Source organism: Streptomyces asiaticus, from assembly GCF_018138715.1.
GTDB classification, from domain to species: domain Bacteria; phylum Actinomycetota; class Actinomycetes; order Streptomycetales; family Streptomycetaceae; genus Streptomyces; species Streptomyces asiaticus.
Genome location: NZ_JAGSHX010000006.1, coordinates 3,691,136 through 3,706,342 on the forward strand (window position 1 = coordinate 3,691,136; position 15,207 = coordinate 3,706,342).

At 73.5% G+C, this 15,207-nt stretch carries 10 protein-coding genes; 5 read left to right on the forward strand and 5 right to left on the reverse strand.

What is annotated here, in order from left to right; translation table 11 throughout:
- Positions 1 to 143: 143 nt before the first annotated feature.
- The 3 genes from KHP12_RS22935 to KHP12_RS22945 all read right to left on the reverse strand — a co-directional run bounded on the left by KHP12_RS22935 (position 144) and on the right by KHP12_RS22945 (position 6,349).
- On the reverse strand, positions 144 to 1,742 hold the full coding sequence (locus KHP12_RS22935) for a DUF5719 family protein (RefSeq protein ID WP_086881403.1): 1,599 nt from the start codon (positions 1,740 to 1,742) through the stop codon (positions 144 to 146).
- Positions 1,739 to 5,785 carry a glycosyltransferase family 2 protein gene (locus tag KHP12_RS22940; RefSeq protein WP_086881404.1) on the reverse strand — a complete coding sequence of 1,349 codons (4,047 nt, stop codon included), beginning with the start codon at positions 5,783 to 5,785 and terminating at the stop codon, positions 1,739 to 1,741. The genes KHP12_RS22935 and KHP12_RS22940 overlap by 4 nt, the downstream gene beginning before the upstream one ends.
- 300 nt (positions 5,786 to 6,085) lie before the next feature.
- Positions 6,086 to 6,349, reverse strand: coding sequence for a WhiB family transcriptional regulator (locus KHP12_RS22945; protein WP_004952403.1), 264 nt, complete (start codon positions 6,347 to 6,349; stop codon positions 6,086 to 6,088).
- Between the two features lie 710 nt (positions 6,350 to 7,059).
- On the opposite strand from KHP12_RS22945, the gene KHP12_RS22950 reads away from it, so the two are divergent.
- The 4 genes from KHP12_RS22950 (at position 7,060) to KHP12_RS22965 (ending at position 11,229) form a co-directional block, all read left to right on the forward strand.
- The gene (locus KHP12_RS22950) at positions 7,060 to 7,581 is read left to right on the forward strand and encodes a cysteine dioxygenase (protein ID WP_086881405.1); all 522 of its coding nucleotides are present in this window, start codon (positions 7,060 to 7,062) and stop codon (positions 7,579 to 7,581) included.
- A gap of 49 nt (positions 7,582 to 7,630) precedes the next feature.
- A complete protein-coding gene (cofD, locus tag KHP12_RS22955) occupies positions 7,631 to 8,593 on the forward strand; it encodes a 2-phospho-L-lactate transferase (protein WP_086881406.1) in 963 nt (320 codons plus the stop codon).
- The gene (locus tag KHP12_RS22960; RefSeq protein WP_210609379.1) at positions 8,590 to 9,996 is read left to right on the forward strand and encodes a coenzyme F420-0:L-glutamate ligase; all 1,407 of its coding nucleotides are present in this window, start codon (positions 8,590 to 8,592) and stop codon (positions 9,994 to 9,996) included. Before cofD ends, KHP12_RS22960 begins: the two co-directional genes overlap by 4 nt.
- 321 nt (positions 9,997 to 10,317) lie before the next feature.
- Entirely contained in the window at positions 10,318 to 11,229 is a 912-nt protein-coding gene (locus tag KHP12_RS22965; protein ID WP_086886619.1) for a DNA-3-methyladenine glycosylase family protein, read from the forward strand.
- 340 nt (positions 11,230 to 11,569) lie between these two features.
- Here KHP12_RS22965 and manB read toward each other — a convergent pair whose 3' ends face one another.
- Positions 11,570 to 12,676, reverse strand: coding sequence for a mannose-1-phosphate guanylyltransferase (manB, locus tag KHP12_RS22970; protein WP_037954308.1), 1,107 nt, complete (start codon positions 12,674 to 12,676; stop codon positions 11,570 to 11,572).
- A gap of 71 nt (positions 12,677 to 12,747) precedes the next feature.
- Positions 12,748 to 14,172, reverse strand: coding sequence for a peptidoglycan recognition protein family protein (locus tag KHP12_RS22975; RefSeq protein WP_086886120.1), 1,425 nt, complete (start codon positions 14,170 to 14,172; stop codon positions 12,748 to 12,750).
- Between the two features lie 128 nt (positions 14,173 to 14,300).
- On the opposite strand from KHP12_RS22975, the gene KHP12_RS22980 reads away from it, so the two are divergent.
- Positions 14,301 to 15,053, forward strand: a complete 753-nt coding sequence (locus KHP12_RS22980; RefSeq protein WP_086886119.1) for a TIGR03089 family protein — start codon at positions 14,301 to 14,303, stop codon at positions 15,051 to 15,053.
- Positions 15,054 to 15,207 lie beyond the last annotated feature (154 nt).

Genomic DNA, 15,207 nt, shown 5'->3' on the forward strand with positions numbered 1-15,207 from the left:
GGCTCCGCCCCAAGGCCCCGCTCCTCAAGCGCCGGAGGGGCTGGAAGGCGGGACTTCGCCCCAGACCCCGCTCCTCGAACTCCCCCAGCTACCGGTGGGAGGTGCCCCCCGGAGGGGCTGGAAGGCGGGGCTCCAGTCCCGGTCTAGTCGTCGTTGAGCAGGGACAGGTCCTGGGCCGCCTCGGGCACCGCGACCGTGCCCCGGTCGTCCGGCAGCGACTGGATCGTGAACATCGGGACCCCGTCCTGCGACAGCGCCAGCATCCGCGAGGCGTGCACCGGGCCGCCGGAGAGCCGCTCGACCGTCACCGCGTACGGGCCCTTGCCCGAGGTCGGGCGCGGTGGCTCCAGGGCCTTGGTGGTGCCGCCCTTGACCTCGTAGGTCTTGCTGACCGGGCTGCCGCCCCCCGCGCCCGCCGAGGCGGTGACGCGCACCTTGGCGGAGCCGCGCGGCGCCACCAGGGAGAGCGTGGAGCCCTTGGTGCGGTTGTCGGCCGCGGTGGCGCTGCGCTCGATCGGGGCGGTCGCGGGGATGAACGCCGTCTCCTGGTTGCTCCCCTTGCCCCGGGTCACCTGGAGCGCGGCCACGACCGGTGTGGCCGGGCCCTCGCCGCCCTCGGGGGTGAGCAGCAGCGAGCCGGGCTCGCCCTTGGTCACGTCGCCGAGGTCGATCGCGCTCGTCATCCCGCTCTTGACGTGCAGCGACTCATGCCCGGCCGGGCTGATCGCGTTGTTCGGCCCGGCCAGCCGCACCTTGAGGTCCGCGTCGTCGGACCCGGGCGCGAAGACGATCAGGCGGGCCGAGGTCGCGTCCTTGGGGATGCCGGGGATCGCGACGCTCGTCGAGGGCACCGCGGAGGCCGGGAGCCAGTCGCTGCCCGCCTTCTGGTCCACGGCCTGCACGGCCGCCCCGATCCGGCCGCTGCGGGCCGTCACATGGAGCGAGGCGCCGGCCGCCCGCTGGTCGGTGAGGGTCGAGAGCAGGATCGGGACCGTGGAGCGGGGCGGGACCGTGATCGCTTCGTCGGTGGACGGCTTCAGCCGGCCGCTCGGGCCGTAGAGCTTCAGGTCCACCTCGGCCGCGGCGTCGTCCGGGTTCGTCAGATGGACGAAGTCCTGGCGGTTCCGGTCGGTGCTGACACCGGGGAGCCAGAAGTCCGTGTCGGGCGCCGTGCACGCGGTGCCCAGGAGGCCGCGCCCGCTGCCCGCGTCGATCGTGGTGGTCTGCTGGACGGTCCAGCCGGGCGCGAAGCGGCCGTCGGCGGTGCCGATGAGCGCGGGCGCGCCCGCGCTGCTCTCCTCGGTGGTGACGGGCTTGCCGGGCTCCTTCAGGGGCAGCACGGGCTTGTCGCCGCCCGGGGCCGTCTGGCCGCCCTTCCCGCCGTCCTTGCCGTCCTTACCGGTCTTGCCGGTCTTGCCGGTCTTGCCGTCGTCCTTACCGCCGTCGCCGCCGGGATCCGCCGTGTCGTCGGCGGGGTTCTGGGCGGGCAGCAGTTCGGCGGCGCCGTCCTTGGCGTCCACGCCGTCCCGCTTGGGCGTGTACGCGGTGTAGGTGGTGCTGCTCACGTCCGAGGAGGAGGGCGTCGGGCACAGCAGCGTCGAGCGCTGCACGGGCAGCCGGGTGGCGGCCTTGGCGGAGGCGTCCGCGTCGTCGGAGGAGGAGCCCCCCGTGAGGGCCGCGACGCCGGTGACGGCGGCCAGCGCCGTGGCGGCGCCGATCAGGGACAGGGTGGTGCGGTTCATCGCTGCTGATCGCTCCCGTCGCGGCGGTCCTCGGGGTCGGCGCCGCCGTACGTCGTGTCGCCCTGCGGGGAGTAGCCGCCGTCGGCATAGGGCTGCTGCTGGTCGTAGCCGTAAGGGTCGGCGTACTGGCCGCCCGCGTACTGGTCCGCCGGGTACTGGCCCTCCTGGTCGGCCGGGTACTGGCCATCCTGGTAGCCGGCCGGATAGCCGGTGTCCTGATAGCCGCCCTGGTAGTCACCGGCCGGGTACTGGCCGGTGGAGTACTGGCCCGCGTAGCCCTCGCCCTGGTACTGCTCGCCCTGGTACTGCTCCCCCGCGTACTGCTGCTCTCCCTGGTACTGACCGGCCGGGTACTGGCCGTATCCGGCGTCGGCGTACGTCTGCGCGTCCCACTGCTGCCCGTACTGCTGCTGGTGCGGCACCGCCGCGTACGGGTCACCGGCGGCCGTCTGGTCGCCGTAAGGGTCGTTCGCCATCGCGTTGTCGCCGTAAGGGTCACCCATGGCGGCCGGCTCGGCAGCCGGCGGCATGGGCGGCTCGCCCGGCATCGGCGGTTCACCCGGCATGGGCGGCTCCCCCGGCCGCGGGGGAATCTCGCCCGGCTGCCCGGGCGTGGCGTCCGCGGCGGCCGGGTCCGTCTCCGGCAGCCCCTTGGCGCCCCCGTCCTGCGCGGCCTGCGCCTCCGCGGCGGCCCGCAGCCGCCGCGCCCTGCGGCCGTCGCCCGCCAGGTCCTCGGCGGTGACGGCGGCGGCCGCGCCCTCCGCGTCCGGCATGTCGTCGTCGACGTTCCGGCGGCGGCCCGGCAGCGCGAGCACCAGCAGCACGACCGCGAGCAGCCCCTGCGCCCACACCCATGCGGTGTGGGTGATGGGCGTGTCGTAGGTGAGGTCCAACCGGCCGCCGCTCGCCGGGAGTTCGAAGCCCTGCGCCCAGCCGTCGACCGTCGTCGGCTTCAGCGGCTTGCCGTCGAGCGTGGCCTGCCAGTCGGGCGCGGACCGGTCGGCGATCCGCAGCACCCGTCCGGCCGTGCCGTCCGGGACGGTGGTGTGCGCCTCGACGGGGCCGGAGGCCACATGCACCGGCTTGGCCGCCGCCCCGCCCGCCGGGCGGCCCGAGGACTCGGCCGGGACGATGGAGAGCCGCGAGACCCGCTGGTCGACCCGCCACAGCACGCCGCCGTGCTCCCGGCTGAGCTGGGTGAGGCCCGGGGTCGCGTTCAGCACCCGCTCCATCTCGGGCGGCGCGCCCTTCTGGACGTACACATAGCGCACCGCGTAACCGCCGAGCTGACGGGTCTGGTCGGCGCCGGAGCCCGCGATCAGATTGGCCACCACGCCGTCCAGCCGGGTGTCGGAGCCGCCCGCGGCCGCGAGTTCGCCGTCGCCGAGCCGGGCACCGGAGCCGCGTACCAGGGCGTAGTCCGCGTGGGCGGCGGCGCTGCCGCCGCCGAGCACCAGGGTGCGGGCCTGGTCCTCGGTGGCGCTCTCAGCCGCCACGAACGCCGGGACCTGCGAGGGGTCGCGCCGCCCGACCGGGCCGTCCGCGCCGCCCGTCATCCAGGTGACGGCGGTGTACAGCGGCGCGGCGACCGTGGCGACCGCGATCAGCAGCGCCACCGGCTGGCGCCAGCCGAAGCTCTGCGCCGCCACCCGCTCCTTCGCGTCCTCGGCGCCGACCACGGCGGCGGTCAGCAGCGCCAGGCCGTAGACGAGGGTCGCGGGCCCGGCCCAGCCGGAGCCGTTCGTGAGCGCCGCGAAGAGGAAGCCGGTGAGCGCCACGGCCCACGCGGTGCGCACCACGGTCTGCCGTTCCCCGCGCATCAGGGCGGCGAGCGCGGCCAGGACGAAGCCGAGCAGCAGCAGCGTGCCGCCGCCGTTGGGGCCGCCGGGGCTGAGCGCGAGCAGGTCCAGAGCGGACGCGGAGCCGGCGCCGCGGTCCAGCCCGGCCTCCTTCAGGAAACGGGCCGGGTCGGTGAGGAGGTCCAGCGACCAGGGGGCGAGCACGACGAGCGGGGTGACGACGAGGCTCAGGAACCGCAGCCCGTACCCCATGAGCTGCTCGGTGCCGCTCTGCCGTTGGCGCAGCACGAGCACACCGGCGCCCAGGAGGAGCGCCATCGGCCAGACGACCGGGGTGAAGGCCATGGTGAACGTCAGCAGCAGCGCGTACGCCCACGTCGCCCGCCAGCTCGGCAGCCGCGTCCCGTTGCCGGTGAAGCCGGTCGCGGCGGCCGCCGCGCGGGCCATCAGCGGCAGCAGTACGGCGAGCACGGCGGTGCCGAGCCGTCCACCCGCGAGCGCACCGGTCGCGGCCGGGAGGAAGGCGTACGCGACGCTTCCCCAGGCGCGCAGCAGCCGGGACTCGACCAGCGGCCGGGAGGCGAAGTACGCGATGAACCCGGCCAGCGGCACCGAACACACCAGCAACAGGGTCAGCGTGAAGCCCGTGGAGCCCAGGAAGACCGTGGCCAGCGAGGCGAGGGCGGCCAGATACGGCGGTGCGGACTGCGTGCCGCCGGTGCCGACCGGATGCCAGCCGTCCACATAGCTCGACCACAGCTCGGAGACATGGGCGGGCGCGGGCAGCAGGGCGCCGCCCGCGAGCGCGCCGGCGCCGAGCAGATCCCGGCAGGCGACCAACGAGACCACCAGCAGCACGAGGAAGAGCATCGGGCCGGGCTTGCGCGCGATCCGCTTGAGCCGGGCGAACTGCTCGATCTCCAGGAAGTCGGCGTCGTCGCCGCCGGGCCCGGACTCGACCGCGCCGTGCCGCCCCCCGGAGGACAGCTCGGGCTCGGAACGGCCACCAATATTGCTGGCGACTTGCTCCACCGTCGCCCTTACGGTCGCGCCGGGCGGCGGGAAGAGCGGCCGCAGCTCGCTCGGCTCCGTCGCGGGGCGGCCTCTGCGCTTACGGGCGGCGAGGATCCGCCCGGGCCGCAGCAGGACGCCGAAGAGACCGGCGACCTCGTCCAGGGCCTGCCCCGGCACCTTGCCCACGAGATAGGCCAGGGTGCGCAGCAGCGTGCCGAACATCAGCCGCAGCATCACATAGGGCAGCAGCGCGCCCCGGGTGTTGACCAGCAGGGTGTAGACGGCGCCCGCCTTGTCCACGCGGTGCGGGTTCGCGACCGAGCGCCCCACGCAGTCGATGGGCCGCCGCTCGCGCGCGGACGCCTCCGCGTGCCGCAGTACGGCGTCCGGGGCGACCAGCACCTGGTGCCCGGCCGCCTGGGCGCGCCAGCACAGGTCGACGTCGTCGCGCATCAGGGGCAGCCGGGAGTCGAAGCCGCCCAGCTGCTCCCACACATCGCGGCGCACCAGCATGCCCGCGCTGGACACCGACAGCACCGGGCGCACCTGGTCGTGCTGGCCCTGGTCCTGCTCGCGCCGCTCCAGGCCGGTCCAGCGGCGGCCGCTGCGGGCGATGCTGACGCCGACTTCGAGCAGTTGCCGGCGGTCGTACCAGCCGCGCAGCTTGGGTCCGACGATCGCGGGCTCACGGTTGGCGGTGAACTCGGCGTCGACCACCCGCAGCAGCTCGGCCAGGGCGTCGGGCTCGGGGGCGCAGTCGTCGTGCAGCAGCCACAGCCACTGGACGGGCTCGCCGTGCGGCAGCTCCGGCATGTCGTACGCGTCGTCGCGCCAGGTGCGGTTGACGGGGTCCCAGCCGCTGGGGCGCTTGAGGTAGGTGAGCTCCTCGGGGCCCAGCACCGGGGCCGTACGGACCGCTTCGGCGACGGCCGTGCCGAAGCCGCTGCGGCGCGCCATGTGCAGCACCCGCTCCTCGCCGAGGGTCTCGGTGAGGAGCCGGGCGGAGTCGTCGGCGCTGCCGGTGTCGGCCGCGATGACGCTCTGGACCGGGCGCTCCTGGCCGAGCAGACCGGACAGCGCGTCGGGCAGCCAGCGGGCGCCGTCGTGGGCGACCAGGACGGCGGTGACGATATGACGCGGATAGGCCGGTGTCTGAACCGGTTCGTGAACGGGCGCAAACGCGGCGGAGGCGGCCGGGTATTGGGCCGCCGGGTGGCTGTGCACGGACATCGAGGTACGGGCCCCGGTTCGCTGGACTGCGGTGGACGCGCGCGCCCCACGGGGGCGTTGGAGCGTCTCGGACGGGGCCCCACACTAACGGCTGTGTATGCGACCGGTCCGCCTCCCGTCGCCATGGGCTCGCGGGCGGACCGGTCGCGGTGGCTCACTCCGCCGTGAACTGTGCGGATATGTCAGCGCGGGTCCTGCGGTTCTGCCAGGGCCGACGGATCTGTCCGATGTCGGACGCCGTGGGTCGGACGGCGGATCCCGGACGCCGTGGGTCGGACGGCGGATCCCGGACGCCGTGGGTCAGACGGCGGCCTTCTTCAGGCGGCGGCGCTCGCGCTCGGACAGACCGCCCCAGATACCGAAGCGCTCGTCGTTGGCGAGGGCGTACTCGAGGCACTCGGAACGGACCTCGCAGGCGAGGCAGACCTTCTTCGCCTCACGGGTGGATCCGCCCTTTTCCGGGAAGAACGACTCGGGATCGGTCTGGGCGCACAGCGCGCGCTCCTGCCAACCGAGCTCCTCGTCCGCCTCTTCGACCAGCAGTTGCTGGAACAACTCGGTCATGTGCGCCCCTCGTCTGTCTTTGCGTCCCCGTGCCTGATGCCGTTGGTGAAGCGGCAGAACGACACGAGTGAAATTACAAGTGCGCCGATCCGGGCCAGTCAAGCCGAGATCTGCTATTGGGCCTCTTATTCACTCTGCGGAACCAAGGCTGCGCGGAAAGTGTTCAAATCGGCCTAAACGCGACACCTTCCCCATCCGTTGCCTGAGGTCCCTCCTCTCACTCACTGAGGAGGACGCCATCGGCGCCGGTCCCGTTGCATCGCGCGGGAGATGGTGCGGAGTGGGCGGGGTGGTGCGGGAGTGATGCGCGTTGATGCGCCGTGTCACCAATACAACGCGCGCACAAACCTTTCTGCCTCCACAGCGACCGGATGAGGTGAACCTTGACCTGAAATGTGAGATGAAGTTGACAGCGGTGCGGCGCTCCCGGTCTCCTAGGTCGCATGTCAGTGACCCAAGCGCCCCTGCCGACCCGTGACCACGGGTTCCGCTGCGCTGTGCGGGCTCGCTGTCGCTGTTCGAGCTGTTGATGCCTCCCGAGCTCCAGCTGCCCCCGCGTTCCGCACGCGGCGTCTCGTACTGAGACCGCACACCGCGTCCAGATCGCACCTCGCGCCCTTACCGCGCCGCTCCCGCCCCATCGCGTCCTTACGGCGCTCACGTCCTTACGGCGCTCTCTCCGCGCCCTTCCCGCCGAGGAACCCCACCGCATGAACAGCGACGTCCAGATCGCCGGTGACCCGCTCGCCATCCCGCATCTGCTGCCGCCCGTACCCGCGCACCCCACTACCGTCTCCGCCTTCGCGGGCCTGGCCCGCACCATCGCGGCCGACCGCGACGGCTGGGCGCCCCTCGTCCAGTACGACGCCACCAGCCGCTGGTACCACCGGCTGCGGACCGGCCCCGGCTATGAGGTGTGGCTGCTCAGCTGGGTGCCCGGACAGGGCAGCGGCGCCCATGACCACGGCCGCTCCTCCGGGGTGCTGACCGTGCTCCAGGGCGAGCTCACCGAGCGGGTGGGGACGGGCGGCGCGCGGCATGCGCTGCACGCCGGCGCACAGCGCGTCTTCGCGCCCGGTTATGTGCACGACGTGGTCAACGACGCCCTCGAACCGGCCGTCAGCCTGCACATCTACTTCCCCGGGCTGACCGAGATGCCGCTGCACCCCACCCAGAGCGCCGCGTTGCCCGCCGGGGCCGGGGCGGAGGCGCTGGGCGCCCTCGGCGGCTGAGCCGCCCCGAACGCCCCCGATGTCCGAGGCTGCTGCAAGACTGTGCTCCATGCGCATTGTGGTTCTGGCAGGCGGTATCGGCGGCGCCCGTTTCCTTCGCGGTCTGATGTCGGCGGCTCCGGACGCCGACATCACCGTCATCGGGAACACCGGCGACGACATCCACCTCTTCGGCCTCAAGGTCTGCCCCGACCTCGACACCGTGATGTACACCCTCGGCGGTGGCATCCACGAGGAGCAGGGCTGGGGCCGGGCCGAGGAGACCTTCACCGTCAAGGAGGAGCTGGCGGCGTACGGGGTGGGACCCGAGTGGTTCGGCCTCGGCGACCGCGACTTCGCCACGCACATAGTCCGTACGCAGATGATGGGCGCGGGCTATCCGCTGAGCGCCGTCACCGAGGCGCTGTGCGCCCGGTGGCAGCCGGGGGTGCGGCTGCTGCCCATGACGGACGACCGCGTCGAGACCCACGTCCTGATCGACGCCCCTGATGGTGAAGGCCGTAAGGCCGTCCACTTCCAGGAGTACTGGGTGCGGCTGCGCGCCTCCGTGCCCGCCCACGCGGTCGTTCCCGTCGGCGCCGACCAGGCCAAACCGGCGCCTGGCGTCCTGGAGGCCATCGCCGACGCCGATGTCGTCCTCTTCCCGCCGTCCAACCCGGTCGTCAGCGTCGGCACGATCCTCGCCGTGCCCGGCGTGCGCGAGGCCATCGCGGACGCCGGGGTCCCGGTCGTGGGCCTGTCCCCCATCGTGGGCGACGCGCCCGTGCGCGGCATGGCCGACAAGGTGCTCGCCGCCGTGGGCGTGGAGTCCACCGCCGCCGCCGTCGCCAAGCACTACGGCTCCGGGCTGCTGGACGGCTGGCTCGTCGACACCGTGGACGCGGGCGCGGTCGAGGAGGTCGAGGCCGCCGGGATCCGCTGCCGGGCGATCCCGCTGATGATGGCGGACCTCAAGGCCACGGCGGCCATGGCGACCGAGGCGCTGACGCTGGCGGAAGAGGTGCGGGGATGACGGAACGTGCGTCGTACCAGGTGTGGGCCCTGCCCGGGATGCCCGAGGTGCGGCCCGGTGACGACCTCGCCAAGCTGATCGCCGACGCCGCGACCTCGGGTGGTCTGCCGGGGCTCGCGCACGGCGATGTGCTGCTGGTCACCTCCAAGATCGTCAGCAAGGCGGAGGGGCGCGTCGTCGAGGCGGCCGACCGCGAGGCGGCCATAGACGCCGAGACGGTGCGGGTCGTGGCGCGGCGCGGCCGCACGCGGATCGTCGAGACCCGTCACGGTCTGGTCATGGCCGCCGCCGGGGTCGATGCCTCCAACACCCCTTCCGGGACCGTCCTGTTGCTCCCCGAGGACCCCGACGCCTCGGCGCGGGCGATCCGGGCCGGGCTGCGGGAGGTGCTCGGCGTGGAGGTCGGCATCATCGTCACCGACACGTTCGGGCGGCCGTGGCGGAACGGGGTCACCGATGTCGCCATCGGGGCCGCCGGGGTGCGGGTGCTGGACGATCTGCGCGGCGGAGTCGACGCGTACGGGAACGCGCTGAGCGCGACCATCGTCGCCACCGCTGACGAGCTGGCCGCCGCGGGTGACCTGGTCAAGGGCAAGGCCGGGGGGCTGCCGGTGGCGGTGTTGCGGGGGCTTCCGCAGGTGGTGGCGTTCGAGGGGCTGGACGGGGCTGAGGGGGCCGAGGGGTCTGAGGGGTCTGAGGGGTCTGAGGGGGCCGAGGGCTCTGACCGGCGGGGGGTTGATGAGGACGAGGGCGCGCGGGCGTTGGTGCGCGGCGCCGCGGACGACATGTTCCGGCTGGGCACCTCCGAGGCCGTACGGGAGGCGGTGACGCTGCGGCGTACGGTGCGGGAGTTCACCGATGAGCCGGTGGACGGCGCGGCGGTGCGGCGCGCGGTCGCCGCCGCCGTCACCGCGCCGGCGCCGCACCATACGACGCCGTGGCGGTTCGTCCTGCTGGAGTCGGAGGAGTCGCGGACGCGGCTGCTGGACGCGATGCGGGACGCCTGGATCGCCGACCTGCGCGGGGACGGCTTCTCGGAGGAGAGCATCGCCAAGCGGGTGCGGCGCGGGGATGTGCTGCGCAAGGCGCCGTACCTGGTGGTTCCGTGCCTGGTCGCCGACGGCGCCCACACGTATCCCGACCCTCGGCGGAACACGGCGGAGCGCGAGATGTTCGTGGTCGCGGCCGGGGCCGGGGTGCAGAACCTGCTGGTCGCGCTGGCGGGTGAGGGGCTGGGCTCGGCGTGGGTGTCGTCCACGATGTTCTGCCGCCCGGTGGTGCGCGAGGTCCTGGGCCTGCCGGACGACTGGGACCCGATGGGCACGGTCGCGGTCGGCCAGGCGGCGGTACCGCCGGGGGCGCGGCCGGAGCGGGGGGTCGAGGGGTTCGTGGTGGTGCGGTAGGTGGGGGTTCGGTAGGTGGGGGTTCGGCGGTGGGGGTTCGCGGTGGGGGTGCTGTGAGGGCTGGGGGGCGGGGTGTGTGGGGTTGGGTTGGCCGGGTCGGGGTTGTGCGGAGTGGTTGTGCGGTGGGGTCGCGTGCGCGGGGGTTGGGGGCGCGCGTTGTGTGGAGTGGGAGTGCGGGGGCGGGGGTGGTTGCTGGGGTGCGCCTTGGGATTGGCCGGGGGTGGCTACTGGGGGTGGCTGGGCGCCGTAGGGCGCGATGCGCGGTCGGTGGTGTGGTGGGTGCCGGACCGGCGGGCCGGCGGTGGGTCGTAGGGTGGCCGCGTGTGTGTGAGACGTGTCTGGAGTCCCCCAGGCCCCTGTGACCTCGCGCGTAACCTCGGTGTGTTGCAGCGAGGGCCGGGGGATCCCGCGTTTCAGGTCGACGCGGACGGCGCGTTCTGGCGGGCGAGCCGGACTCCGGCCGGGCCCGGGACCCTACGGATCGCGCGCCAGGGCGCGGAGATCGAGGGACGGGCCTGGGGGCCGGGGGCGGAGTGGCTGCTGGACGGTCTGCCCGCTCTGCTCGGGGCGGACGACGACCCGTCCGCGTTCGTGCCCCGCCATCGGCTGGTCCACGAGACGCACCGGCGTCATCCCGGCCTCCGGCTCATCCGGACCGGGCTGGTCCTCGAGTCGCTGATCCCCTCGATCCTGGAGCAGAAGGTCACCGGCGTCGAGGCGTACCGGGCCTGGCGGCTGCTGCTCCGGCGCCATGGCGAGCCCGCGCCCGGGCCGGCCGAGGGGATGCGGATGCGGGTCATGCCCGATCCGCGGGGCTGGGCGCTGATTCCGTCGTGGGAGTGGCATCGGGCGGGCGTGGACGCGAAGCGCTCCTCGACGATTCTGCGGGCGGTGCGGGTTGCTCGGCGGCTGGAGGAGGCGGCGTCCATGGACCTTGCCGCTGCCTCGGCTCGGCTGCGGGTGATTCCGGGTATTGGGCCTTGGACGGCGGCGGAGACGTTGCAGCGCAGTAATGGGACGCCGGATGCGGTCACGGTTGGTGATCTGCATTTGCCAGGGATTGTCGGGTATGCGCTGGCGGGGGTGCGGGGGGCGGATGATGAGGCGATGCTTGAGCTTTTGGCGCCTTATGCGGGGCAACGGTATCGGGCGGCGCGGCTGATTTTGTTGTCCGGGCGGATGCCGGCTCGGCGGGCGCCGCGGTTGGCGGTGCGGGACTTTCGGGGGATGTAGGGCCTCGGGCTCTTGGGTGCGGTTGCCGTCGCGGGTGCGGTCGCGATCGCGGTTGCCGTTGCGGGGCGCGGTCGCCGTTGCCGGGTGCGGTTGCCGTTGCTGGGCGCGGTCGCCGTTGCCGGGTGCGGGGCCGTGGGCGCCTTCGGCGATGAGCCCCCACCCCGCCCCTTCCCGAAACGATGGGGCTCCGCCCCCTCGGCCCCCACCGGGGCTCCGCCCCCGACCACCCCGCTCCTCAAACGCCGGAGGGGCTGAAATGCAGGGCTCCGCCCCCGACCACCCCGCTCCTCGAGCGCCGGAAGGGCTTAGTTCTCGCCGGGGGAGCGGGGGCGTCAGGGCGTCACTGGTCGGATGAGAAGCGGACCGCGCCCGCCGGGATGTCGGCTCCGCACCACACGCGCACTCCGTCTCGTAGCTCGTTGTCGGGGCCGACCAGGGCGCCGTCGCCGACTACCGCGCCCTGGAGGACCGTGCGGGCGCCGATTCGGGCGCCGGCGCCGACGAGGGAGTCTCGGACCTGGGCGCCCTCTTCCACGATGGCGCCCTCCAGCACCGTGCTGCCGTCGATGCGCGCGCCCGCGCCCACCCGGGCCTGGCGGCCGATGACCGTGCCGCCGGTCAGTTTGGCGTCGACCGCGACCGAGGCGCTGTCCAGGACGAGGCGGTCGCCGCAGCGGCCCGGTACGGCCGGGGAGGGGGCACGGCCCAGCACCAGGTCCGCGGAGCCGCGGACGAACGCCTGGGGGGTGCCCAGGTCGAGCCAGTAGGTGGAGTCGACCATGCCCTGGAGGTGGGCGCCCTCCGCGAGCAGACCGGGGAAGGTCTCGCGTTCCACGGAGACGGGGCGGTCGGCGGGTATCGAGTCGATGACCGAGCGGTTGAAGACGTACGCGCCCGCGTTGATCTGGTCGGTGACGATCTCCTCGGGGGTCTGCGGCTTCTCCAGGAACGCGGTGACCCTGCCCCGTTCGTCCGTGGGCACCAGCCCGTACGCGCGCGGGTCCGGGACTCGGGTGAGGTGCAGGGAGACATCGGCGCCCGCCGTGCGGTGGTTGTCGACGAGGGCGCGGATGTCGAGGCCGGTGAGGATGTCACCGTTGAAGATGAGCACCGGGTCGTCGGGGCCCGAGCGCAGTCGGGAGGCGACGTTGCGGATGGCGCCGCCGGTCCCGAGCGGTTCCTCCTCCGTCACGTACTCCAGGTGCAGGCCGAGCGCGGAGCCGTCACCGAAGTACGGCTCGAAGACCTCCGCCAGATAGGACGTGGCGAGCACGATGTGCTCGACCCCGGCGGCGCGGGCGCGGGCGAGTTGGTGGGTCAGAAACGGGACGCCCGCCGCCGGGACCATCGGCTTGGGAGTGTGCACCGTCATCGGGCGCAACCGGGTTCCCTTGCCGCCGACCAGGAGGATCGCCTCTGGCGATGGCGTTGCTGGCGCGTTGGTCACGTACGTCTCTGCTTCCTGCTGGGGCTCGCCGGTCGGCGGCCAGTGTATGCAGATCCCCCGACCGCGCCTGATCAGCGCCCCTGGAGGCGGGCGGCCGTCTTCCGTACCGAACCGAGCTTCTTGTAGAGACGCTTGCCGGGGCACTCGGTGGCGAAGCCGTCGCGGTGACCCGCGATCACATGGAACTTTACGTTGGCGCCCTTTTTGTACTTGTTGCCGCCGCCCGACACCAGATGCGTCGTACCGCGCGGATTCCGCTTGAAGAGGCCCAGTTTCCACGCGGTGAGCTTGGCGACGGCCTTCACGGCCTTGGCCGAGGGCTTCTTGGAGGTGAACGTGCCGAGGACAGCGACGCCCATGCTGTTGGTGTTGAAGCCCAGCGTGTGCGCCCCGCGTACGGCTTTGGTCACACCGCCGGAGCGGCCTTCGTAGATTTTCCCGCACTTGTCGATGGTGAAGTTGTAGCCGTAGTCACGCCATCCCAGGCTCTTCACGTGGTAGCGGTAGATACTGCGCACAACGGAGGGCGCCTGTGAGCAGCTGTAGTTGTTGCCCGTCACGGTGTGGTGGATGAAGGCGACCTTCACGGTCTTGCTGTAGACATGGCCCGTTTCGCGGATCTTCTCGTCGGCGCCCCAGCCCGCGCGCGTGACGATGGCGGGCCGCGGCGCGCTGTAGCGGGCGGCGGCCGCCGTGGCTGCCTCGGCGTCGGCATCGGTGTCGAGCGCGCTGGGCGGCGGGGTGGTGGTCACGGAGGGTCCGGGGGTGGTCGGCTTCGCACCCGGCACGCCACTCCCTGACGACGGCGCCCCACCCCCCGCCGTCGGCATCGGATGCCCCGCCGTCGGTGCCGGATGCCCCGGAAGCGCGCGGAGCGCGGCCCGGTCCGGCCCCGGCGGCGCCGGGGGCTCACCCGGGTCGATCAGCTCCAGCCGCAGCCCGGACGGCAGGGCCGCCGCCCCAGCGTCCGCCGCCCGCGCGTCCGACCCCGCGTCCGCCCTCGCCGCCCGTTCCGGCCGTACCCGCGCCTCGACGGCGTCCGAGGCGCCGACCCACAGCGGCGCGGTGCCGCCGTGCGCCCGTGCGCCGCGGAGTTCGGGCGAGTCCGGGTCGGGGGCCTCGTCCCCGTACGGCAGCAGCTCGCGCCATGGCGACCACGCGCCGCCGACCGCGCGGGTACGCACCTGCGCCCGGCCGCGGAGCTCCGCGGCGGGCCGGTCCCAGACGACGCCGACGAGCGAGAACGGCCGCACGCCCGACGCCGTGACGCCCCGCTCGGCCGCGGCGTCACCGCGCCGGGCGGCCACACCCCGGTCCGTCCCGCCACCCACGAGCGAGTCCAGCGAGTCCAGCGGGCGCAGCGGCAGCGACCGCGTGGAGCCGACGGCGACGGTCCGCTCGGCCCGGGCGTGGGCGGGGCCGGGATGCAGGGCGAGGGGAAGGGCGAGGGCGGCGGTGCACGCGACGCCGATCGAGGATGCCAGGTATGCACGCATGATTGAAATCGTCTACATAAGGGGACAAACCTGTCCATTCGGAAGAGCGCGCACGTCGCGGACCGTCCGCTGACCCGGACCCCACCGACCCCATCCGCGCCGCATCTTCGGCGCGTAGGCTTGCGCGGGTGAACGCCACCGATCGCACCCCCGCCGACCTGCTGGGATCCGCGCTCGACGCGGATCCCTCCCGCCCGCTCGTGACCTTCTACGACGACGCCACGGGCGAACGCGTCGAACTCTCCGTGGCCACCTTCGCCAATTGGGTGGCGAAGACCGCCAATCTCCTCCAGGACGATCTCGCCGCCGCGCCCGGCGACAGATGCGCACTACTGCTCCCCGCCCACTGGCAGACCGCCGTGTGGCTGGTGGCCTGCTCCTCGGTCGGGGTCCTCGTGGACATCGGGGGCGACCCGGCCTCCGCCGACCTCGTCGTCAGTGGCCCGGACAGCCTCAAGGAGGCACGGGAGTGCTCCGGGGAGCGGGTGGCGCTGTCGCTCCAGCCGCTGGGCGGCCGCTTCCCCCAGCTGCCGGAGGGGTTCGCGGACTACGCCGTGGAGGTGCCCAGCCAGGGCGACCGCTTCGCCCCGTACTCCCCCGTGGACCCGGATACCCCCGCGCTGGCCGTCGGCGGTGTGGAGCTGACGAGCGCCCAGGTGGTGGAGCGGGCGGGCGCCGACGCCGCCGGTCGGGGGCTCGGGCCCGGTTCGCGGATCCTCTCGGGGCTTTCGTACGGCACCTGGGAGGGGCTCTCGTACGGGCTGTACGCGCCGCTGGTCAGTGGCGGTTCGGTGGTGCTCTGCCGCCATCTGGACCGGCTGGACGAGAAGGAGCTGGCCGGGCGCAAGCAGAGCGAGCGCGTCACCGCCACCACACCCTGAGGCCACGGCCGCCACCACACCTTAAGGCGACGGTCGCCACCCACACCCTGAGAACAACAGCCCCCAGCCCCAGCCCTCTGCCCCTCCCCTGACCCGTCCGGCGGACCGAGAGCCGAGCCCACGGGCCGCGCCGCCCACCCCGCGCGATGATCTA